Origin of the sequence: Kribbella lupini (genome assembly GCF_039529595.1) — a bacterium.
Taxonomy (GTDB): domain Bacteria; phylum Actinomycetota; class Actinomycetes; order Propionibacteriales; family Kribbellaceae; genus Kribbella; species Kribbella lupini.
In genome coordinates this window covers 2,408,636-2,428,947 of record NZ_BAAANC010000002.1, presented here as the reverse complement: position 1 = coordinate 2,428,947, position 20,312 = coordinate 2,408,636, and the positions used below count along the sequence as shown (strand labels likewise).

22 protein-coding genes and 1 riboswitch are annotated in these 20,312 nt (G+C 70.1%); of the genes, 6 read left to right on the top strand and 16 right to left on the bottom strand.

Annotated features, from left to right (window positions below; genetic code table 11):
- The first annotated feature begins 15 nt into the window (after nt 1–15).
- A complete protein-coding gene (locus ABD235_RS24965) occupies nt 16–807 on the top strand; it encodes a maleylpyruvate isomerase family mycothiol-dependent enzyme (RefSeq protein WP_344178149.1) in 792 nt (263 codons plus the stop codon).
- A 297-nt stretch (nt 808–1,104) separates the two neighbouring features.
- Here ABD235_RS24965 and ABD235_RS24960 read toward each other — a convergent pair whose 3' ends face one another.
- The 6 genes from ABD235_RS24960 to ABD235_RS24935 all read right to left on the bottom strand — a co-directional run bounded on the left by ABD235_RS24960 (nt 1,105) and on the right by ABD235_RS24935 (nt 7,818).
- The gene (locus tag ABD235_RS24960; protein ID WP_344178147.1) at nt 1,105–1,944 is read right to left on the bottom strand and encodes an amidohydrolase family protein; all 840 of its coding nucleotides are present in this window, start codon (nt 1,942–1,944) and stop codon (nt 1,105–1,107) included.
- Nucleotides 1,945–2,047: 103 nt separating this feature from the next.
- On the bottom strand, nt 2,048–3,565 hold the full coding sequence (locus ABD235_RS24955) for a sugar ABC transporter ATP-binding protein (RefSeq protein WP_344178145.1): 1,518 nt from the start codon (nt 3,563–3,565) through the stop codon (nt 2,048–2,050).
- On the bottom strand, nt 3,562–4,557 hold the full coding sequence (locus ABD235_RS24950) for an ABC transporter permease (protein ID WP_344178143.1): 996 nt from the start codon (nt 4,555–4,557) through the stop codon (nt 3,562–3,564). The genes ABD235_RS24955 and ABD235_RS24950 overlap by 4 nt, the downstream gene beginning before the upstream one ends.
- On the bottom strand, nt 4,554–5,639 hold the full coding sequence (locus tag ABD235_RS24945; RefSeq protein WP_344178140.1) for an ABC transporter permease: 1,086 nt from the start codon (nt 5,637–5,639) through the stop codon (nt 4,554–4,556). Before ABD235_RS24945 ends, ABD235_RS24950 begins: the two co-directional genes overlap by 4 nt.
- Nucleotides 5,636–6,721, bottom strand: coding sequence for a mandelate racemase/muconate lactonizing enzyme family protein (locus ABD235_RS24940; protein WP_344178138.1), 1,086 nt, complete (start codon nt 6,719–6,721; stop codon nt 5,636–5,638). The genes ABD235_RS24945 and ABD235_RS24940 overlap by 4 nt, the downstream gene beginning before the upstream one ends.
- Complete coding sequence (locus ABD235_RS24935; protein ID WP_344178136.1) at nt 6,718–7,818, bottom strand: sugar ABC transporter substrate-binding protein; 1,101 nt, start codon at nt 7,816–7,818, stop codon at nt 6,718–6,720. The genes ABD235_RS24940 and ABD235_RS24935 overlap by 4 nt, the downstream gene beginning before the upstream one ends.
- A 140-nt stretch (nt 7,819–7,958) precedes the next feature.
- On the opposite strand from ABD235_RS24935, the gene ABD235_RS24930 reads away from it, so the two are divergent.
- The 3 genes from ABD235_RS24930 (at nt 7,959) to ABD235_RS24920 (ending at nt 9,972) form a co-directional block, all read left to right on the top strand.
- A complete protein-coding gene (locus tag ABD235_RS24930) occupies nt 7,959–8,654 on the top strand; it encodes a GntR family transcriptional regulator (RefSeq protein ID WP_344178134.1) in 696 nt (231 codons plus the stop codon).
- A gap of 19 nt (nt 8,655–8,673) precedes the next feature.
- On the top strand, nt 8,674–9,525 hold the full coding sequence (locus ABD235_RS24925) for a fumarylacetoacetate hydrolase family protein (protein WP_344178132.1): 852 nt from the start codon (nt 8,674–8,676) through the stop codon (nt 9,523–9,525).
- A 69-nt stretch (nt 9,526–9,594) separates the two neighbouring features.
- Nucleotides 9,595–9,972 carry a VOC family protein gene (locus ABD235_RS24920; protein ID WP_344178130.1) on the top strand — a complete coding sequence of 126 codons (378 nt, stop codon included), beginning with the start codon at nt 9,595–9,597 and terminating at the stop codon, nt 9,970–9,972.
- A 10-nt stretch (nt 9,973–9,982) separates the two neighbouring features.
- Here ABD235_RS24920 and ABD235_RS24915 read toward each other — a convergent pair whose 3' ends face one another.
- From ABD235_RS24915 to ABD235_RS24875, 9 genes are all read right to left on the bottom strand, one after another.
- A complete protein-coding gene (locus ABD235_RS24915) occupies nt 9,983–10,363 on the bottom strand; it encodes a hypothetical protein (RefSeq protein WP_344178127.1) in 381 nt (126 codons plus the stop codon).
- Nucleotides 10,360–11,610 carry an alpha/beta hydrolase gene (locus tag ABD235_RS24910; protein WP_344178125.1) on the bottom strand — a complete coding sequence of 417 codons (1,251 nt, stop codon included), beginning with the start codon at nt 11,608–11,610 and terminating at the stop codon, nt 10,360–10,362. The genes ABD235_RS24915 and ABD235_RS24910 overlap by 4 nt, the downstream gene beginning before the upstream one ends.
- Nucleotides 11,611–11,671: 61 nt before the next feature.
- Nucleotides 11,672–12,232 carry a histidine phosphatase family protein gene (locus tag ABD235_RS24905; RefSeq protein ID WP_344178123.1) on the bottom strand — a complete coding sequence of 187 codons (561 nt, stop codon included), beginning with the start codon at nt 12,230–12,232 and terminating at the stop codon, nt 11,672–11,674.
- Complete coding sequence (locus ABD235_RS24900) at nt 12,229–12,990, bottom strand: CbtA family protein (RefSeq protein ID WP_344178121.1); 762 nt, start codon at nt 12,988–12,990, stop codon at nt 12,229–12,231. Before ABD235_RS24900 ends, ABD235_RS24905 begins: the two co-directional genes overlap by 4 nt.
- A gap of 58 nt (nt 12,991–13,048) precedes the next feature.
- A complete protein-coding gene (locus ABD235_RS24895; protein ID WP_344178119.1) occupies nt 13,049–13,246 on the bottom strand; it encodes a CbtB domain-containing protein in 198 nt (65 codons plus the stop codon).
- A gap of 31 nt (nt 13,247–13,277) precedes the next feature.
- Nucleotides 13,278–13,414, bottom strand: a riboswitch (cobalamin riboswitch).
- A 53-nt stretch (nt 13,415–13,467) separates the two neighbouring features.
- Nucleotides 13,468–14,835, bottom strand: coding sequence for an MFS transporter (locus ABD235_RS24890; RefSeq protein ID WP_344178117.1), 1,368 nt, complete (start codon nt 14,833–14,835; stop codon nt 13,468–13,470).
- Nucleotides 14,836–14,881: 46 nt separating this feature from the next.
- Nucleotides 14,882–15,250, bottom strand: a complete 369-nt coding sequence (locus ABD235_RS24885; RefSeq protein WP_344178115.1) for a DUF1304 domain-containing protein — start codon at nt 15,248–15,250, stop codon at nt 14,882–14,884.
- Nucleotides 15,251–15,313: 63 nt separating this feature from the next.
- Nucleotides 15,314–16,213, bottom strand: a complete 900-nt coding sequence (locus ABD235_RS24880; protein WP_344178113.1) for a phosphotriesterase family protein — start codon at nt 16,211–16,213, stop codon at nt 15,314–15,316.
- A 133-nt stretch (nt 16,214–16,346) separates the two neighbouring features.
- Nucleotides 16,347–17,939: a DEAD/DEAH box helicase gene (locus ABD235_RS24875; RefSeq protein WP_425553171.1), complete on the bottom strand. Its 1,593-nt coding sequence runs from the start codon at nt 17,937–17,939 to the stop codon at nt 16,347–16,349.
- A gap of 383 nt (nt 17,940–18,322) precedes the next feature.
- Between ABD235_RS24875 and ABD235_RS24870 the strand changes: the two genes are divergently transcribed.
- Entirely contained in the window at nt 18,323–18,844 is a 522-nt protein-coding gene (locus tag ABD235_RS24870) for a DinB family protein (protein ID WP_344178109.1), read from the top strand.
- Between the two features lie 3 nt (nt 18,845–18,847).
- Here ABD235_RS24870 and ABD235_RS24865 read toward each other — a convergent pair whose 3' ends face one another.
- Entirely contained in the window at nt 18,848–19,882 is a 1,035-nt protein-coding gene (locus tag ABD235_RS24865; RefSeq protein ID WP_344178107.1) for an amidohydrolase family protein, read from the bottom strand.
- Nucleotides 19,883–19,952: 70 nt separating this feature from the next.
- Here ABD235_RS24865 and ABD235_RS24860 point away from each other — a divergent pair, with 70 nt between their 5' ends.
- Nucleotides 19,953–20,312, top strand: a complete 360-nt coding sequence (locus tag ABD235_RS24860; protein WP_344178104.1) for a YybH family protein — start codon at nt 19,953–19,955, stop codon at nt 20,310–20,312.

Here is a 20,312-nt window from a genome sequence, read left to right as displayed (position 1 = left end):
ACCGGGAGACACCTGATGACCAGCAAGGCCGAGCGCGCGATCAGCGCCCTGCGTACCGGTTACGACACCCTCGCCGAGCTCGTCGGCGGGCTGCAGCCGGACGACCTCGTCCGTCCTTCCGGCGCGAGCGAGTGGAAGGTCGCCGACGTCCTGAGCCACCTCGGCAGCGGCGCGGAGATCAACCTCGCGATCCTCGAAGGTGCGATCGACGGCACCGGACGCCCGGCGGACGACTTCAACCCGAAGACCTGGGACCGCTGGAACGCGATGAGCCCCGCCGACCAGGCGTCGAACTTCCTCACCACCAACCAGAAGCTCATCCAGCGCTACGAGGGCCTGTCCGACGAGCAACTCACCGACCTGCGCGTCGACTTCGGCTTCCTGCCCGAGCCCGTCGACGTGGAGACCGCGGTCGGGATGCGGCTGAGCGAGTTCGCCTTGCACAGCTGGGACGTCCGCGTCGGCTTCGACCCCGACGCAGCCCTCGCCCCCGAAGCCACCGAGATCCTGCTCGACAGCGCCGGCCGCCTCCTCGGCTGGGCCGGCAAGGCGGACCAGTACGACGGCACCGCCACGCTGACAGTCAACACCACAGCGCCGGACCGCACCTTCGGCTTGACCATCGCCGACACCGTCGAGCTCACCGACGCCCCCACCACCCCCGACGGCGAACTGAACGCCCCCGCCGAGTACCTCGTCCGCCTGATCACCGGCCGAAACGCCCCGCAGTACACCCCGGCGTCCGTCACGTTGACCAGCACCAAGATCACCCTCGACCACCTCCGCCGAATCTTCCCAGGCTTCTGACCAGTTGTCGCGCGGACTGACCACCGATCAGCCCGCGCGACACCGTCAGTAGCCACCACCCCACGCGGACACCAACCGCCTACATGCAGACGCGACACCGCCGATCGGCCGACGCCCACCACTGATCAACCACCGGCCGCCGGCGCCACCCACGCTCAACACACAGGCTCAAGACCGCCAGGCGCTGGGTTGGCCAGTGGTGGGCGTCGACCATCGGACAGCGTGCGCGGACCTCGGCGCGTTCGGCGGGGGGCGGCGCCATCAGTCAGTTGTCGCCGGATCGACGCCGTTCCTCGCCTACAAGTGGTACGTACGCCGGGCTGTCTCGCCGAAGACCTCGTCGCGTTCGGCGGGGGTCAGCTCGGCAGTGAGTTGCTCCGCTGCCTCGACGACCTGACCGTACGTCGCGGCCAGCAGGCACACCGGCCAGTCGGAGCCGAACATCACTCGGTCTGGGCCGAACGCCTCCAGCACCACGTCGGCGTGCGGCTTCAGGTCGGCGACCTTCCAATCCGTCCACGACGCTTCGGTCACCATGCCGGAGAGTTTGCAGGTGACGTTCGGCTCGGCGGCTAGGTCGCGTAGGCCGGTGGCCCACGGCTCCAGGTCTCCGCCGATGACTGGCTTTGAGATGTGGTCGACTACGAACGTCAGCTCGGGTAGCGCGCGGACCGTCTCGACCGCGGCCGGCAGGTGGGGGGTCTTGGTGAGCAGGTCGTAGACCAGGCCGGCCTCGGCGACCACCTCGAGCCCACGCCGTACTTCGGGGCGGTTGAGCCACTCGACGTCGGGCTCGTCGTGGACCTGGTGCCGGATTCCCTTCAGCCATTGGCCGTCTGGGCGGTTCAGCAGACCGGCCAGAGCGGCTTCGACGTCGTCGGCGGTCAGGTCTACCCAGCCGACCACGCCTGCCACCAGCTCGTTGCTGTCAGCAACAGCCAGGAACTCCGGTGTCTCGGCGGCCAGCCCGACCGTCTGCACCAGCACGGTCTGCGTGACGTCGGCGGCCGCGGCGAGCGGCGCCAGGTCGTCCACGAGGAAGTTGCGCCGGATCGGATCCATCGCGGAACCGACCATCCAGCTCTGTTCGCGAACGCTCAGATCCCAGACGTGGTGGTGCGCGTCCACCCGGCTCATCCGGCCATCACTCCCTCACTTAACCACTGCTTCAGGCTTGGAACTCTCATCCGACCGCCACTCCTCCGACTCGGGACACCCGCCGGACCACCGCTCGGAACACTCACCCGACGGCCGCCTTCTCCGCGTGGATCAGCCGGATGACCTGCTGGCTGATTCGGTCGTAGTCGTGGTCGTTGGCGACCTCCCCCTGAACGCGGTGGTCGCGCATGACCACGACGCGGTCCGCGAGGGTGATCATCTCGGGCAGGTCCGAGGTGATCAGCAGGATCGCCAGGCCGTTCGCGGCCAGGTCCCAGATCAGCGTGTGGAAGGCGTCCTTGGTGCGGACGTCGATGCCGACCGTGGGCTCGTCGATGATCAGGATCTCGGTCTGCGCGGCGAGCCACTTCGCCAGGGAGACCTTCTGCTGGTTGCCGCCGGACAGCGTGCCGGCCAGCTGGGCCGGGGAGGCGATCCGGATGCCGAGCTGTTCGACGTACTGCGCGACCAGCGCCGACTCGGCCTTGGCGGGGACGTAGCCGAGCAGTTTGCGCAGCCGGTCCCAGATCGTGACGGCGATGTTGCGGCTGACGGACTGCTCGAGGAAGACGCCTTCTTCCTTGCGGTTCTCGGTGACGTACCCGATCTTGTGGTTCCGCAGCGCGTCCCGGACGTTCTTGATCCGCACCTCCTGGCCCCGGACCCGCACCGTGCCCGCGGTGATCCGGTCCAGGCCCAGCAACGCCTTCGCCAGCTCACTACGCCCAGCACCGACGAGCCCGTACAGCCCGACGATCTCACCCGGCCGCACGGCCAGGTCGACGTCGGCATGTCCGGTCGCCGTCGCGACGCCGGACAGTTCCAGCAACGGATCCACAGACCGATCCACAGTCCGCGGCGGCAAGCTCAACGCCTCGTGCACGCGCCCGACCATCAGGTCGACCACCTGATCACGCGTCAGATCACCAAGCGCACCCGATTCCAGCACCGACGAACCGTCCCGCAGCACGGTGACGGTGTCGCAGATCTGGAAGACCTCTTCGAGCTTGTGGCTGACGAAGAGCACCGAGCGCCCGTCGTTCTTCAGCTTCTCGACCACGCGGAACAGCCGCTCGGCCTCGTTCGGCGTGATCGACGCGGTCGGTTCGTCGAGCAGCAGCACGCGGCTCTCCACCGACAGCGCCTTCGCGATCTCGACCAGCTGCGCCTGCGCGACCGACAGCTCCGTCACCGGCTGATCCGGATCGATGTCCAGGTCGAGCTCCGCCAGCCAGCGCGACGCCTCCGACCGGATCGCCGCCCGGTCCACCAGCCCGCGCGACGTCGGCAGCTTCTGGAGCAGGATGTTCTCGCCCACGGTGAAGCCCGGGATCAGGTTGCGCTCCTGGTGCACCACGCCGATGCCCGCGGACGCGGACTCGTGCGGCGACCCGAAGCTCACCTCCGACCCGTCCAGCAGCAACCGCCCGCCGTCCGGCCGGTACAGCCCGGTGATCACCTTGATCAGCGTCGACTTGCCGGCGCCGTTCTCCCCGAGCAGCGCGTGCACCGAGCCCGCCTCGAGTGACAGCGTCACCCCGTCGAGAGCCCGTACGCCGGGGAACAGCTTGTCCACTTTCTCGGCCACGAACAACGTCACGAGACACCTCCGGCCACTGCCGCGTCGGGCGCTTTCACGACCGTACGGCGCTGTTGCCGCCTGGTCCGGACCTGCCCGAGCACCACCGACCCGAGCACCACCGCACCGACGACGAAGTTCACCCAGCTCGGCTCGAGCGAGAACTCGGCCCGCGCCGTGTCCACGAAGCGAACGATGAACGCCGCGAGCACCGTCCCCAGCACGACCGCGGAACCACCCGTGAGCAGCGCGCCGCCGATGATCGGCGCCGCGAACGACGGCAGCAGCCAGTCACCACCGATGCTCTTGTTCACCCCCGGCGAGGACGCGACGGTCAGGATCGCCGCGACCCCGAGGATCGCCCCGGACAAGGTGTGCGCGAGGATCACGGACCGGTCGTTCGAGATCCCGGACAGCCGTGCGGCGATCGGGTTCCCACCCGAGGCCAGCAACTGCCGCCCCGGCACGGTCCGCCGCAGCATCAGCGCCAACAGACCTGCCACCGCCAACGCCACCAGGAAGATCAGCGGCAGCACCCCGAACAACGCGTGCGACCCGAAGCTCTTCAACCCGGCGGGATAGGCGTCGACGGTCCGCGTGCCGACCAACCGGTACTGCACGCCGAGCAGCACCGTCATCGTCGCCAGCGTGACGATGAACCCGTTGATCCGCGTCAGGACGACGAGCAGCCCGTTGGCCAACCCGGCCGCGGTCGCGAGCAGGAAGCCGAACAGCAGCGCCAGCGGCACCGGAACTCCGTGGTCGGCCATCATCACCCCCATCGCGGCTGCTGCGAATCCCCCGACGGCGCCGACCGCCAGGTTCAGTTGGCCCACTGCGAGGACCACCATTTGAGCTAACCCGATCAGAACGGGCACCGCCAGGAACTGAAGCAGCACTCTTAGGGAATTCGCCGAGAGCAGGTCGCCGTGCGACGCGATCACCAGACCGACGAAGAACACCACGCAGATGACCAGCAAGGTCATCTCGGTCGTCTTCACGAAACGCCTCATCGTTGTCGCACCTCCTGCCGCTCCGACAGCACGGTCCGGATCCGGTCGGTGCTCAAGGCAACGAGCAGGATCAGGCCGAGGTAGATGTTCAGGCTTTCCAGCCCGACGCCGAGCAGGTCGAGCCCCTTGCGGATCACCGAGGTCAGCGCGGTCCCGAGCAGCGTGCCCCAGACCGAGATGAACCCACCGGCCAGCAACGTGCCGCCGAGGATCGGCCCGAGGAACGACGGCAGCATGAACTCCTCGCCGATCGTCGCCTTGATCGAGCCGGTGCTGACCGCCAGCATGAAGCCGGCCAGTGCCGCCAGGCAGCCCGACATCGCGTGCGCGGTGATGACGCGCCGTGCGGTCGGGATCCCGGACAGCTCGGCCGCCTTCACCGACGTACCGGTCATCAGCAGCTCACGGCCGAGCTTGGTGCGGCTGTAGATCCAGCCGACCACACCCATCGCGATCACCGCGAACAGCGCGAGCTGCGGTACGGCGGGCGAGCCGCAGACGTTGCCGATGCAGATGTCGGCGAGCGAGTAGTTGCGCATCTCCCGCATCCCGTCCGGCTTCGTCACGAACGCCGCGTTGTCGGTCAGCGCCGTGTAGACGAGCGGAATCAGACCGAGCAGCAGGAAGTCCAGCGCCAGCGTGACGACGAACGAGTTGACCCCGGTCCGCGCAATCACCCACCCGGCCAGCGCGCCGATGGCCGCACCGGCGATCAGGCCGACCAGCAACCCGGCGTACAGGCTGAAGTGCCACAGGTCGTACGAGATGCCGGTGATCATCATCGAGAACGCGGCCATCCGGCCGACGGCCAGGTTCATGTGCCCGATCGACAGCACGCACAGCTGGGCCAGTCCGACCACGGTGAACATGGCAATGTCCCGCAGCAGCGGGAACACCACCAGCTGCTGGTTGAAGAACGCAGGACGCAGTACGCCGAACAGGACCGCCAGCAGCACCACCAGCACGAGCAGACCGACCCGCTGGTTCGCCCACCAGGGAGTCCGACCACCCCGGGACGACGGAGGCGGTTGGTCCGGCTCCTGGAGGGCCGCGGTGGCGGTCTCCGAGACCGGTGCGCTCACGAGACGCGCCGGTTGTCGATCGCGTCCCGGTCCCAGTCGATGCCCAGGCCCGGCGCGTCCGGAGCGACCGCGTGCCCGTCGGAGATCTCCATCTCGGTCCGGGTGATCGCCCGCAGCTGCGGGATGTGCTCGACGTACCGGCCGTTCGGTACGGCGGCAGTCAGGCTCACGTGCAGCTCCATCAGGAAGTGCGGGCAGACCTCCAGGTTGAAGGTCTCGGCCAGGTGCGCCACCTTCAGCCAGGGTGTGATGCCACCGACCCGGGCCACGTCCACCTGGACGATCCCGGCCGCGCCGGCCGCGACGTACTCGCGGAACTGCGACACCGAGTACATGGACTCGCCCACAGCGACAGGGATCGACGTGGACGCTGCCAGCCGCACGTGCCCGCTGAGGTCGTCCGCGGGCAGCGGCTCCTCGAACCAGCTCAGGTCCAGCGGCTCGAAGGCGGCAGCACGCCGCTTGGCCTCCGGGTACGTCATCGACTGGTTGGCGTCGACCATGATGTCCAGCGCCGGCCCGACAGCATCCCGTACGGCGTGCAGCCGCTCCACGTCCTCGTGCACCCGCGGCTTGCCCACCTTGAGCTTCACCCCGGGCCAGCCCGCCTTCTGCGAGGCCAGCGCACCAGCTACCAACTCGTCGGTCGACAGGTGCAGCCAGCCGCCCTCGGTGTCGTACAGCGGCACGTTGCGGCGGAAGCCGCCGGCCAGCCGCCAGAGCGGCTCACCGGCCCGGCGGCAGCGCAGGTCCCACAGGGCCGTGTCGACCGAGGCCAGGGCGAGCGACGTGATCGCACCGACCGTGGTGGCCCGGGTGGACGCGAACAGGTCGTACCAGAGCCCCTCGATGTTGCGGGCGTCCGCACCGACCAGCCGCGGCAGCAGGTGGTCGCGCAGCATCGCCAGCACCGCCGTACCGCCGGTGCCGATCGTGTAGGAGTAGCCGAGCCCAACAGCCCCGTCGGAGGTCTCCAGCTCGACGAAGATCGTCTCCTGCTTCAGGAACGACTGGACCGCGTCGGTCCGAACGGTCTCGACCTCGAGATCGACCAGGAAGGCTTCAGCGCGTGTGATGGTCACTGGCAGCTCAACTGGCTCGCGAACTCGGTCTGGAGCTCCTTGGTCTTGGCCTTGCGCTCGTCGTCGTAGGTGTCCACGTTGGCCTTGGTCACCACGAACGAGCCGGAGTCGACGATCACGCCGGGCGTCTTCATCGTGCACTGCTTCGAGCCGAGCAGCGCGAGCAGCCAGCCACCGACGTACGCCTGACCGACCGGGTTCTGCGCGACGGTCGCCGAGACGCCGCCGGACTTGATCCCGGACAGGATCTTGGCGTCGTCGTCGATCGCCACCACCTTGATCGGCAGCTTGCTGCTGGCCACGCCGTCGGCCGCGGCCACCGCCGGGTTGTACGCCGTGGTGACGATGCCCTTGATGTCCTTGCCCTTGGCCGCGAGCAGGTCGGCGACCGAGCGCTGCGCGGTCTGCAGGTCCTTGTCGATGTCGGTGACCACGGGCAGCTCCGTCACCTTGCCGCCAGTCTCGGCGACCGCCTTCTTCACCCCGGCGATCCGGCGCTGCGTGTTGGAGTCGACGTTGTTGCCGGTCAGGTGCACGATCGTGCCCTCGCCACCGATCGCCTCGATGGTCGCCTTGGCCGCCTTGTACGCCGCCGCCTCGACGTCGGTGGACAGGCAGAAGTCGGCCGAGTTGGTGTCGCCGGCCGGGCACGAGGCCAGCGAGCCGACCGCGAAGCCCTTCGACTTCAGGTCCTCGAAGGTGGTGTTGATGTCGGTCGGCGACACGCCGAAGATGCCGAACGCGTTGAAGCCGCGCGCGGCCAGCGAGCTGATCACGTTGTTCTGCTTGCTCTGGTCCCACTCGCCGGTCTCGTCGAAGGTGACATCGCCCAGCTTGAACTCGGTCTTGTCCAGGTCGGCGGTGGCCTTCCACGGCTGGAAGTAGGGGTGAGCGCCCCCCGGGATGAGCGCCAGCTTCACGCTGGAGGCATCCTTCAGGGTGACCGGACCGCCGGTCGAGCCGGCCGAGGCGTCGTCACCCGCCGTACCGCCCGTGCTGTCGTTCGAGCTCTTGGTGCTGCAACCGGTGGCGGCCAGGGCGACCACGGCCAGGCCGGCGACGGCCGTCCTGCGGTACCACAACGCGGGCTTGGGCATGGGGCGCTCCCTCGAAGATCCTATAGGATATTGCGAAGCTGATGCTGCCGCTTCACACTGGTGGCGTCAACCCTTGCCCGGGTAACGACTGAGCACGACCGCCGGGTCAGGCAGAATGGGATGCTTCGGGAGGAGCGACGGTGACGGATGCGCATGTGGGTCTGGCGGGGCAGCTCACGCGCCTGCCGCAGCGACAGGTACTGAGCGACGACGTCTACGAGACGGTCAAGGGCCTGATCATGGACAGCGTGGTCGCGCCGGGCACCCGGCTGAACATCGACGCGCTGACCCGGGAGCTGGGCATCTCCCAGACCCCGATCCGCGAGTCGCTGGCCCGGCTGGAGTCCGACGGGCTGGTGATCAAGGAGCCGCTGCGCGGCTACCGGGTCTCCTCGACGCTGACCCGGGCCGAGTTCGAGGACCTCTTCGAGTACCGGCTGCACATCGAGCCGTGGGCGGCCGGCCGCGCCGCCGAGCGGACGTCGGCCGAGGACCTGGTCCGGCTCAAGGACGAGATGCTCAGCTACACCGAGGTCCCGGAACGGCCGGACTACGACTCGTACAAGGCGATGGCCGGGCACGACCAGCGCTTCCACGACCTGGTGCTGGAGCTGTCCGGCAACGAGACGGCCCGGCAGTCCTTCGCCCGGACGCACTGCCACCTGCACCTGTTCCGGCTGTACTACGGCGGCGGGATCGCGACCCAGGCGCTCCGCGAGCACAAGGCGGTCGTCACCGCGGTCCGCAAGGGCGACCCCGAGCAGGCCGCCGCCGCGATGCGCTCGCACATCGAAGCGTCACGGGCCCGGCTGCGGCCCGTGTTCGACCAAGAATGAATCCGTCTAAGGAGATTTCGTGGAACTGCTGCGCCTCGGCGCGGTCGGTGAGGAGCGCCCGTACGTGCGCGCCACCGACGGCACCACCTACGACCTGAGCTCCGTCACCGCCGACATCGACGGGGCCTTCCTGGCCTCCGACGGGATCGCCCGGGCCCGCGCCGCGCTGGAGGCCGGTTCGCTGCCGGCCGCCGACGTCGAGGGCCTGCGGATCGGCGCGCCGATCGCCAAGCCGACCGCCGTGGTCTGCATCGGCCAGAACTACGCCGCCCACGCGGCCGAGTCCGGCGCCGAGCCGCCGAAGGAGCCGATCGTCTTCTTCAAGCACCCGAACACCGTCGTCGGCCCGTACGACGACGTGCTGGTGCCGCGGGACGCCCGCCGGACCGACTGGGAGGTCGAGCTTGCGGTGGTGATCGGCAAGACCGCCCGCTACCTGAGCTCCGACGAGGAGGCACTGGCCTGCATCGCCGGGTACGCGGTCTCCAACGACGTCTCCGAGCGCGCCTTCCAGCTGGAGGTGTCCGGCGGCCAGTGGTCGAAGGGCAAGTGCTGCGAGACGTTCAACCCGCTCGGCCCGGTGCTGGTCCCTGCCGACGAGATCGGCGACCCGCAGGCGCTGGACCTGAAGTCGTTCGTCAACGGCGAGCCGCGGCAGGCCTCCAACACCCGCGACATGATCTTCTCGGTCGCCGCGCTGGTCCGCGACCTGTCGCAGTACATGACGCTCGACCCGGGCGACATCGTCAACACCGGTACGCCGGAAGGTGTCGCGCTGTCCGGCCGCTTCCCGTACCTGGCGCCGGGTGACGTCGTCGAGTGCGAGATCCAGGGCCTCGGGCGGCAGCGCCAGGAGCTTCGCCAGGCCTGAGCCGTGGTCCCCACCCCGCCGCCGTATTCCGGTGGCGGGGTGAGCCGCGCGTGCGGCATGGTCTGCCGCATGACTTCGATGGTGCGCACGGTGACGTTCGACGCGGCCGACCCGTACGGTCTGGCCGGCTTCTGGCTGCAGGTGTTCGGCGTCGAGCGGCCGGACGACGACTTCCCCGACGACCCGTACGCCGCGGTGGACACCGGGACGGTGAAGCTGCTGTTCGAGCGCAACAACGACCCGAAGCGGGCCAAGAACCGGGTGCATCTCGACCTCGAGCCGGACATCCCGCGCGACCAGGAGGTCGAGCGGCTGGTCGCCCTGGGCGCGACGATCGAGCACGACCGCCGCGAGCCCGACGGCACCGGCTTCGTGGTGATGCTCGATCCGGCCGGCAACGAGTTCTGCGTGCTCCGCTCGGCGGCCGAACGCGCTGCGACCAGCTAGCCGGCTCTGACTAGCTGACGATCTCCGGGGTCTGCCCGGAGAGCGTGAGGCGCCACTCGCCGTCCCAGCTGTGGACGACGATGCCGTAGCCGTCGCGGCGCGCGGAGGCCCGGTGGTGCCCGCTCTCGACCGGCTGGACCTCCGCCTGCCAGCCGCGAGCGGTCAGCGCCGCCACGGCTGCCTCCACCTGGCCCACTGGGTCGACGACGGTCGGGTCGCCGTTCTCCACCGTGATCAGGCAGACCGACTGCGGCCCGTCCCCGTCCTCCAGCACGTGCGGGTTCACCGGGCCCACGTCGTGCGTGACGACAGCCTGCTGCCCGGGTACGGCGGCCGCCGCTACGGCGAGCAGCTCCTCGCGCAGCAGGTCGCGGGCCTCGGTCAGCGTCATCGGGTGGGTCCTTCCGGTCGTCTGGTGACGCCCGGGCTCGGCGTACGCCGTACCCGGGCTCCGTCGTTCACAGGTTCTGGCCGCGGGGCGCTGAGCTTGCCGAGGGCCCGTACGCCGTCGAACACCTTCGCCAACGGTACGGCGACCGGACTGGCCGTCGCCTGGCGCAGCGGCTCGGCCCAGGAGAGCCCCGGCAGCACCCGGCTCTCCTCCTCCGGCGTCGTACTCGTCCGGGTCACCGCCTGCAGGTCGCCGCGGATGATCCGGCCGATGTTGCGCAGCGACTCGCTGTCGTGCGCGAAGTAGCTCAGGTGCCCGCGGACCGCGACCTTGCCGTCGTTGGTCTCGAACCGGATCGCGTCGGGGAACGACGCCGGGTCCGGGCCGTGCGGTTCGGCGTACGAGATGTAGTCGCCGGGCGCTCGCGCGACGTACAGCGGCACGCCCTCCGGCACGAAGTCGGCCGCGCCGCGGACGTGCGGCTCGACGCCGGGGCAGCCGGTCAGGATCACCCGGTCGAAGCGCACTCCCTCGCGCAGCATCGCCTGGCCGACCACCTGGCCGCCGTAGCTGTTGCCGATCAGGGTCTTGTCCGCGTCCGGCCTGACCTCGGTGCGGAGCCCGGCCGTGAACCTCGCCAGCAGGGGCGCGGCCGCGATCGAGCTCTCCTTGGACATCGCTGCTTCGAGCGTGAGCGGAGCGTCGTACCCGAGCCAGACGACCGTCGCCGATCCAGGACCGCTCTCCGTCTGCAGGTCCTGGGCGCGCGCGATCTGCGAGCGCACCTTGTCGAGGTTGTTGTTCATCCCAGGCACCAGGACGCTCACCCGATCGGCCGTGGCCAGGTCACCGAGCACCTCGACCATCCGGCCCTGGCCCTCGGGCTCGGCGAGCAGGAACTGCCGGTGCACCGGTACGACGATGCGGTTGCCGTCGGCATCGACGTCCAGCCGTTGCCCGACCGGCGCCAGCATCTCGGACAGCGTGTTGTAGCGGGTCACCTCGTCGTTCGAGGCGCTGTCGAGCCTCGCTCGAAGCCCCTCGTGCGCCTCGACCAGGCGCAGGTGGTTGGCGCGGTACCGCAGCGGCGCCGGCACACCGTCGAGGCCGCCGACCTCGCGCGTCCTGCTCTCCGCGAGCGCCCTCGCGGCGTCCTGCGGAAGCGCGGCGAAGTAGTCCCGGACCTCCCGAGCGGCCTTCTCGGCCGGGAGGTCGGTGACACGTTCCAGCAGGTCGTCGAAGCTCATCGTCATCCTCAGGGGCGTCGGGATGCTGTGGGCGAACGATAAACCGCTGCAGACCGGTTTGTCAGTGCAGGTTGAGTGACCAGGACGTGGCGTGCGCGGAAAGACCGACCGTTGCCAGGGGTCTGACGTCGACGTGCCGGAGCGACTCGGCCGGGGCTTCCAGCGCGTAGAGCACCGCCGCGCGGACGACGGCCGGGTGGACCACGGCAACGACCGTACGCCGCTCGGCGTGGCCCGGGTCCTCGGTCAGGTCGCCCAGCCAGTCGGCGACGCGGGCGATCAGGTCGTTGGCCGTCTCCCCGCCGGGCGGCGCCGTGTGGGGCCGCTCCAGCCAGTCCGAGACCGCCGCGGTCTCGGTGGTCAGCAGCTCCTCCAGGTCGCGCCCGGTCCAGTCGCCGTACTCGCGGTCACGCAGTGCGCCGACCACGACCGGCTGCAGGCCGATCGCCTCGGCCGTCAGGATCGCGGCGGGCTCCGGTCCGCAGTACGTCGTACCGGCGTCGACCCGCAGGTCGCGGGCTGCCTCCAGGCCGGCCTGGTCGGGTGCGGACTCTCCACCGAGAACGAGTCCGCGCAGACCTGGCGTCAGCGCATGCGCGACCAGCGTCAGCGTCGTCGTCACGCCGTGGCCCCTTCCGCTGGCGTCGTGACCTGGGAGTTACGGTCCACCAACGCAGCGTAACCGAATCCCAGCAGCGTCCACAGCACCGCCTGCGTGCCGAGCGAGGCGAACCGGAACTGCCACAGCAACGTCGCCGGGAACGAGCCGGGCACCTCGTTGATCGCCGGGAGGATCAGGTACGCCGCCACGATCGTCGCCACGAAGGCGCCGCCGCCGACGGCGAGCCGGATCCAGGGCGCGTCGCCGAAACGCTGCGCCCAGCGGGACGCCGCGACGCCGGCCCAGACCGCGAGCAGGCCGATCACGAGCGTCAGCAGGTACGTGACCGTGCGCTTGGTGATCGTGTCCGGGTCGCCGACAGCGGGCGGGTTGGGCGGGTACTTGAGGAACGGGACCAGCACGATCCCGACGAATCCCGCGGCGGCCAGCCCGAGGGCGGCGTACGAGTCGCTGGGGGTGCGCAGCCGGCGGCGGAGCAGCGCGAAACCGACGGCGAAGATGCCGCCGAGCGCCACGCCGTACAGGCTGGTGGCGAGGAAGAGCCCGAAACGCTGGCCGGTGCGGCTGACGAGGGGTTCCTCTTCCCCGGCAGCGGCGGGTTCGTCGCCGTGGGTGTGCGCGGCGCCGCCGGCCTCCTCGATCGCGATCGCGGCGTCGATGTGCGGTTCGCCCATCACGTACGCGAAGGTTCCGGCCAGCAGGCCGGCGAAGAGGCCGACGATCAGTCCGCGCACCAGGAGGTTTCCGAAGGTACGCATGACGGTCCTGTCAGTGGTTCAGCCCGAACGGGTCGGGAGTGAGGAGAACTGCAGGACGTCAGTGGCAGGGCACGCCGAGCAGGTGCCGGCCGTCGTGCATCAGCTCGTGCAGGTACATCCCGGACTGCGAGATCGCGCCCTGGTCGAAGGCGACCAGGTAGGCCAGCATCAGCAGCACGCCGATGGTGAGCAGGGCGACCGCGAGCAGGCGCGGGGAAACAGCCGGTACGGCGACCGAGCGGGCAGGAGCAGGCATCTGTGGACCTCCTGGGGAAGTGCGCGTCCCCATCGAAAGGCTGCGAGTGCCCGAGCGTCCTGACTCACGAGCAGCTGCTCGCTCACAGTGGCGCGGCCGTACCGGTCTCTCACCGGTTTCCCTCATGGCACCGCAGGTTGACTCGTGAACGGTAGCGGCCTGGTTCGTGACCGGTCAACGGAAGGCGGCGCGCCGGTGATCTTCCCCACCTGCTCCGGTGACTACCTCGGGTGACCGGTTGCTGTTCGCCGGGCCGCGAGGACGCCGACGACGGCCAGGGCTGCGGGCAGGCCGAAGGCGGTCAGGAAGGCGGTGGTCGGCGAGTGCGGCTCGATGGCCGCGAAGAGCGAACCGCCGACCGCCAGCACCGTTGCGGTCAGCAACGAGTCGCTGAGCTGCAGCGCCGAGCTGTTCGCGCCCTGCTGCTCGAGGCTCGAGTACTCCAGGACCAGGACGGACACGGTCGGGAACACGGTTCCCATCCCGAGTCCCGTCAGCGCCCAGCCGAGGATGCCGACCACGACCGGCACCCGGTCGTCGAGGGTGGCGGCCGCGGTCGCGATGCCCAGCAGGACCGAGACCATGCCGGCTTGCAGGAACACGTGGGGCTCGAACGGCTGGCTCGGGCGACCGCGGTACCAGGACGCCGCGGTCCAGCTGAGCGCGCTGACGGTCAGCACCAGGCCCGCGAACGCCGGCGACAGGCCGCGCTCCCGCGTCAGCATCAGCGGCAGGAACACCTCGGCACCGAACCCGGCGGCCGCGACCAGACCGCGCAGCGCGATCACCGACGGGAGCCCAGCGCGGATCGTGAACGTTCCCTTCGGCAGCAGTTTCGGCGCGAACACGACCACCGCGGCCAGTCCGGCGCCGAGCAGGACCAGCTGGATCGCTCCGTGCTGCTGACCGCCGTAGTGCAGCAGCCCGACGCCGATGGCGGCACCCACGGCGTACCAGGCCTGCTCGCTCCACAGCTTGCCCGACCGCGTCGCGTGGTCGCTCTTGGAGAGCCCTGGTCGCATGATCAGCGCCGCCGGAACGGCCAGCACCGGTACGGCGAGGAAGACGATCCGCCAGTTCGCGTGCTCGACGATCAGCCCGGCGATCGCGGGACCGACCAGCGACGGCACGACCCAGCCGGTCGCGAACGCGGCGAAGATCCGTGGCCGCAGCTCCGCCGGGTACAGGTGCCCCACGACGACGTACAAGGCGACCGTGAGCAGACCGGCGCCGAATCCCTGGATCACCCGGCCGACGACCAGGACCTCCATGGTCGGCGCGAGTCCGGCGATCACCAGGCCGGTCAGGAACCAGCCGGTACCGTGCCAGAGCGGGCGCGTCGGGCCCTTCAGGTCGGACCAGGTGCCCGAGACGACCATCGCGACGACGCCCGAGGCCAGCGGTCCGCCGAACGCCAGCGCGTACAGCGAGAGCCCGTCGAGCGCCTGCGCGACGGTCGGCATCGCGGTCGTCACGGCGAGGGACTCGAACGCGACGAGCGTGATCAGCGCGACCATCCCGACGGTCAGCGCACGGTACTGCGGGGCGAGAACTCCGGGCGGGCGAGGGGCCGCGATCGTCGTGGTCATGCCGAGAACTCTCGGACTTCAACCACCCTTGAAGTCAATGGCCTGCTTACAGAACCGCAGCAAGCACCAGCGCGAGGAGCGGCGGCACCGCCTGGATCGCGGCGGACCTGGCCATCCGGCGGTCCGAGCCGATCAGCACCAGCCCGGCGCCGAGCATGCACGCGCACGAGAACAGCGCGATCGCGTGCCCGCGGTCGCCACCGGCGATCAGGCCACCGATCGCGCCGGCCGCCAGGAACAGGTTGTAGAAGCCCTGGTTGAACGCCCAGGGCCGCGCCGCTTCCGCCTCCGCCTCGGTCTTGACCAGGAACCGCCGTTGCACGCTCGGCTTGCGAAAGAGCACGCTCTCCAGGGCGAAGAAGACCAGGTGAAGGACTCCGGCCAGGGCGACGAAGATCTGCGCGACGGTGTTCACCTGCGAACCGTACCGCTCGGATGCCCTGGGCAACGCGACGTCACGGTTGGTGGATTCGTGCCGTCACTTCCAGTCGGTCGCGAAGGCGCGGGCCGGGTTCGTGACGAAGATCTGCTCGACGACGTCCTCGCCGAGCCGGCGGGTGAGCCGGGGGCGCAGATTCGTCAACAGGTACGGCATTCCCGGGCCCTCGCCGGTCGCGAGTCGCGCCCGCGCGCTCGTCGTGTCACCGCCGAGCAGCAGGTGTTCGGCATACCCGGTCTCGACAAGCGCTGCCAGGCAGTCGACCATCCGCCAGTCGGTCGCATGGTTGGCCCGCGACGGTCCGTCGAAGGCGAGGAACGCGCCGCGGGCGGCCAATTCCTGGTGGACCTGGTGGTCGGGGAAACGGTTCAGATGCCCGAGCACAATCCGGTCCGGCGCGACCCCGTGTCCTTCGAGACGATCCAGTACGGCGTCCGCTCCGGTACCCAGCTCGTGGTGGATGCCGATCGGCGCGCCAGTCGCCCTCTGGGCCTCCGCGGCGGCGTCCAGCACCCAGGAGGTGTGCTTGTCGAGTCCGTGGAACCCGCTGGCGATCTTGATCAGCCCGGCACGCACCCCGCCGTCGCCGATGCCCTGGGTCAGCTCGCGGACGAACAGCTCAGCCAGGTCCTGGTCCGGCAGCTTGTCGTAATGCTCCGAGCGGTGTAGCCCGGTCGCAGCGACCAGCTGGACGCCGGTCTCTTCCGACAGCTTCGGCATTAGGTCGGCGCGCCGCCCCAGGCCGTACGGCGTCCACTGGATGATCGACCGGCCACCGGCCTCGGCGTACAGCGTCGCCTCCTGCACGGCGGCGTCGTAGTCGTCGAGCTCCTGGCCCGGCGGCATCATCGCGCTGCGGATGAACAGGTGGTCGTGAGCGTCGCAGATTCCGAGCTCCTCGGGTGCGACGTCGCCCAGCACGGTCCGTACGACGGCCATCGGTTCTCCCCTTCACGACGCGACAGAGCCCAGGCTGCCACGGGCATCCTGGGCTCTGTCGGTCGGGTCAGGCGGTTTGATCCGGATCAGGTGACATCTGCACCGGATCCGGCCCGTGACCTGGTGTGCAGCGTCAGCGGCCGCGACGGCCGCTGCCCGCACGGGTGCCGGCCGAGAAGGCCGCCGCTCCCGCCGGACGGGCGCTGGCCCCCGGAGTCGTCGTGCTGTAGCTCTTCGGCGCTCCACCGGAACCACCGCGGCCACCCGATCCGCCACGGCCACCGCCGCCGGCTCCGGCGCGTGCTCCGCCACTGCGGCCTGCGCCGGCTCCGCCGTTGCGGGCGCCGCCGCCGGATCCACGGCCACCGCCGTTGGCCGCGCCGCGGGCTGCCGGAGCGGACTGGCCCGGGCCGGAGGCGGAGCGTCGGCCACGACCGCCGCGTCCCCGTCCGGTCGACTCGCCACCGCCGCGGCGTACCTGGTCGCTCTCCGGCTTGGCCGTGGGCTCGACGTAGGTGCGCTCGCCCGGGGCGAGCTCGGCCAGCAGCGGGTCACCGACGCGCAGCTTGGTGACCTTCGGCGCGATCCCGGCCTTGCGGGTCAGGTCGCGGACGTCGCTGACCTGGTCATCGGTCATCAGCGTGACCACGGTGCCCTCGGCCCCGGCGCGCGCCGTCCGGCCGGAGCGGTGCAGGTACGCCTTGTGCTCGATCGGCGGGTCCGCGTGGATCACCAGCGACACGTCGTCGACGTGGATCCCGCGGGCCGCGATGTCGGTGGCGACCAGCGTCCGGGCGGAACCGTCGGAGAAGGCCTCCAGGTTCCGGGTGCGAGCGCCCTGGGACAGGTTGCCGTGCAGCTCGACCGCGGGAACGCCCTGGGCGATCAGCTTCTTGGTGAGCGACTTGGCGCCGTACTTGGTCCGGGTGAAGACCAGCGTGCGGCCAGGAGCCGCGGCCAGGTCCACCAGCACCGGGAGCCGGCTGTCGGCCTGCAGGTGCAGGACGTGGTGGGTCATCTTCGAGACCGGCGACTGCGCCGAGTCGACGCTGTGCGTGGTCGGGTTGCGCATGAACCGCTTGACCAGCACGTCGACACCGGCGTCCAGCGTGGCCGAGAACAGCAGCCGCTGGGAGTTGGCCGGCGTCGCCTCGAGCAGCCGCCGTACGGCGGGCAGGAAGCCCAGGTCGGCCATGTGGTCGGCCTCGTCGAGCACGGTGATCTCCACCGCGTCGAGCTTCGCGTGCCCGGCCTTGACGTGGTCCTCGAGCCGGCCGGGGCAGGCGACGACGATGTCGACGCCCTTGCGCAGCGCGGTGATCTGCGGACCGTGCCCGACGCCGCCGAAGACGGTCATCGTGCGCAGGCCGAACGCGTCGGTCAGCGGCGTGATCGAGGCCTGGATCTGGGTCGCCAGCTCACGGGTCGGCGCCAGGATCAGGGCGCGCGGCTGGTTCGGCCGGCGGCGGGTGCCGCTGGACGCGAGCCGTGCGATCAGCGGGAGCACGAACGCGTAGGTCTTGCCGGAACCGGTCCGGCCGCGGCCCAGCACGTCCTTGCCGGCCAGCGAGTCCGGCAGCGTCGCGGCCTGGATCGGGAACGGCTTGGTGACGCCGGTCTTCGCCAGCGCGGACACCAGCTCGGCCGGCAGGCCGAGGTCGGCGAAGGTCAGGTCGTCGGGGACCACGAGCGGCTCGATGTCGTCGTACTGCTCGGTGACCTGCACGGCCTGAACGGCCGGGGCCTGCTTGCCGCCGCGGCGACGCTCACCTTGCGTGCGGTTCTCGTTGCTCTGTGCGGTGCTCTGGCCGGTTCCGGCCGGAGCGGATTGGTTGCCGCTGGCACCTGAACGGCGGCGGCGACGGGGGCGCGCCGGTCCGTCCGGGCGCGCGGAACGTGTTTCGGGCGTGGGCATGGGGCGGCTGACCGCCATCTGGTACTCCAAGAAAGTCGAAAAGGGTCGTCCTGCCCGGCGCGGCATCACAGGCCGCGGCGCGTGGGGGTCGACTGCCAAATGGTCCGAGGCAGAACTGGGCGGACCGTCAACACCCAGCATACGGCATCGTGGTTCGCCTCCCCAGTGACTTCGGTCGCGGTACGGTCCTGGCTGTGACGACCGACACCTCTTCGCAGTTCCGTACCGACCCGCCGTCGACCGGTGACGAACGCGCGATGCTGCAGGGATTTCTCGACTTCCACCGCGGCACGCTGCTCTGGAAGGTGTCCGCGCTGAGCGGCGAGGAGCTGGTCAGGCCGACCGTCGATCCGTCCGGAATGACGCTGCTCGGACTGGTCCGGCACCTGACCGAAGTGGAGCGGTACTGGTTCCAGGCGTCGCTGGACGGACGCGTGGACGCGTTGAAGTTGTGGACCGACGAGCACCCGGACGGCGACTTCGACCTGGTGTCCGAGGCCGAGGCCGAGGCGGACCTCGCGACGTTCCACCAGGTGGTCGCGGAGTCGGATGCGATTGCCCGCGGCTACGACCTCGACCACCACTTCACCCGGCCGCGCGGTGGACCTGATCTGTCGCTTCGGTGGCTCTACCTCCACCTGGTCGAGGAGTACGCGCGGCACAACGGCCACGCCGACCTGCTGCGCGAGCGGATCGACGGGCTCGTCGGGGAGTAGCGCTTACCGGATCCGGCGTCCGTGCAGGATCACGGCGGCGGGTGTTGCGAGGATCCCGGGGCGTTCGCGCGGGTCTTCGTCGTACGTGACGAGGTTGCCGTCATCGAGCAGACCGAGGTAGTCCCAGGCCTTCGTGGTCGCCGCGGCCATCGCCTGGGTGACGTCGAGGCCGTGCCGGCTGAGCAGCTCGATCTCCCGTGCGACCGAGCCGACGACGTCTGAACCGGTGAGCACCGTCACGCCGTACTGGTCGGCCAGTTCGAGCATGCTGGTCAGGTACTTCGCCTTGGTCAGGCGCCTGTCGCGCTGCTCCAGCGTTTCGCTTGCGTGCGTGTCGATCGAGGCGCACAGGGTCGGTGTCCAGGCGCCGCCGCGGGCGCCGAGGATCTCGAGGTCCTGCTCGGTGATGCTCGTGCCGTGCTCGATCGAGTCCACCCCGACCCGGACCAGATCGCTCACGACCGCGCTGTTGGTGTGCGCCGCGACTCTCCCGCCCTTCGCGTGCGCAGTCGCGACCACCTGCTCGACCAGACCGAGCTCGTACGTCGGCTCGACGGCGCTGCCGCGGATCGGACCGTCCGGACCGACGGCGGGGAAGTCCGCGACCAGCTTGACCCAGGTCGCGCCGTCGTCCAGCTCGGCCTCGACGGCTTTGAGCAGCTCGTCGGGCTCGACCGGGTCGTGCATGCGCGGGAAGTACCGGCCCTTCGGCGCGAGGAACCGGCCCGCCGCGAGCACGATCGGGCGGTCCTCCCGCGGTTCGCGCGCGAGCCGGAGCGTGATCTCACGGCGGCCGCCGACGTCGCGGACCGCGCTCACGCCGGCCTGCGCGAGCCGGTCCAGCCGATCCTCCGCCTCGGTGCTGCCCGCGAGGAAGGGTCCCCGCTCGTCGGCGTCGACGGTCAGGTGGCAGTGCGCGTCGACCAGGCCTGGGAGCGCGAACCTTCCGGGCAGGCTGTCCTCTTCCCCTGAGCCGAAGCGCAGCCGGACCGACTTGTCCACAGGCAGCGAAAGTCCCTCGAAGGTCCAGGTCGTCATCTTCGTATCTTCTCTGGCAAGAGGGCCGAACGGCCTTCTGAGCGGCTCTTCGAGGAGGCAGGATGCAGACATGCGGGAGAAGGACCTGGACAAGTGGGTCGGGCGGTACCGGCGGGCCTGGGAGTCCAACGACCCCAAGGACATCGGCGCGCTGTGGACCGAGGACGCCGTCTTCTTCCGGCGCCCCGACGAGGAGCCGGTGCAGGGCCGGGACGCGATCGTGCGCGCCTGGCTCGAGGTCGCCGACGCCGCGGGCGAGACCGCCTTCGAGTACGAGGTGCTCGGATTCGGCGACGGGGTGGGGTTCGTCCGCGGCTGGACGACGTACCTGACCAACCCGCCGACCTTGTTCAGCAACCTGTGGGTGATCCGCCTGGACCGGAGCGGACGCGCCCACGAGTTCACCGAGTGGTGGATGCAGGCGCCGTGA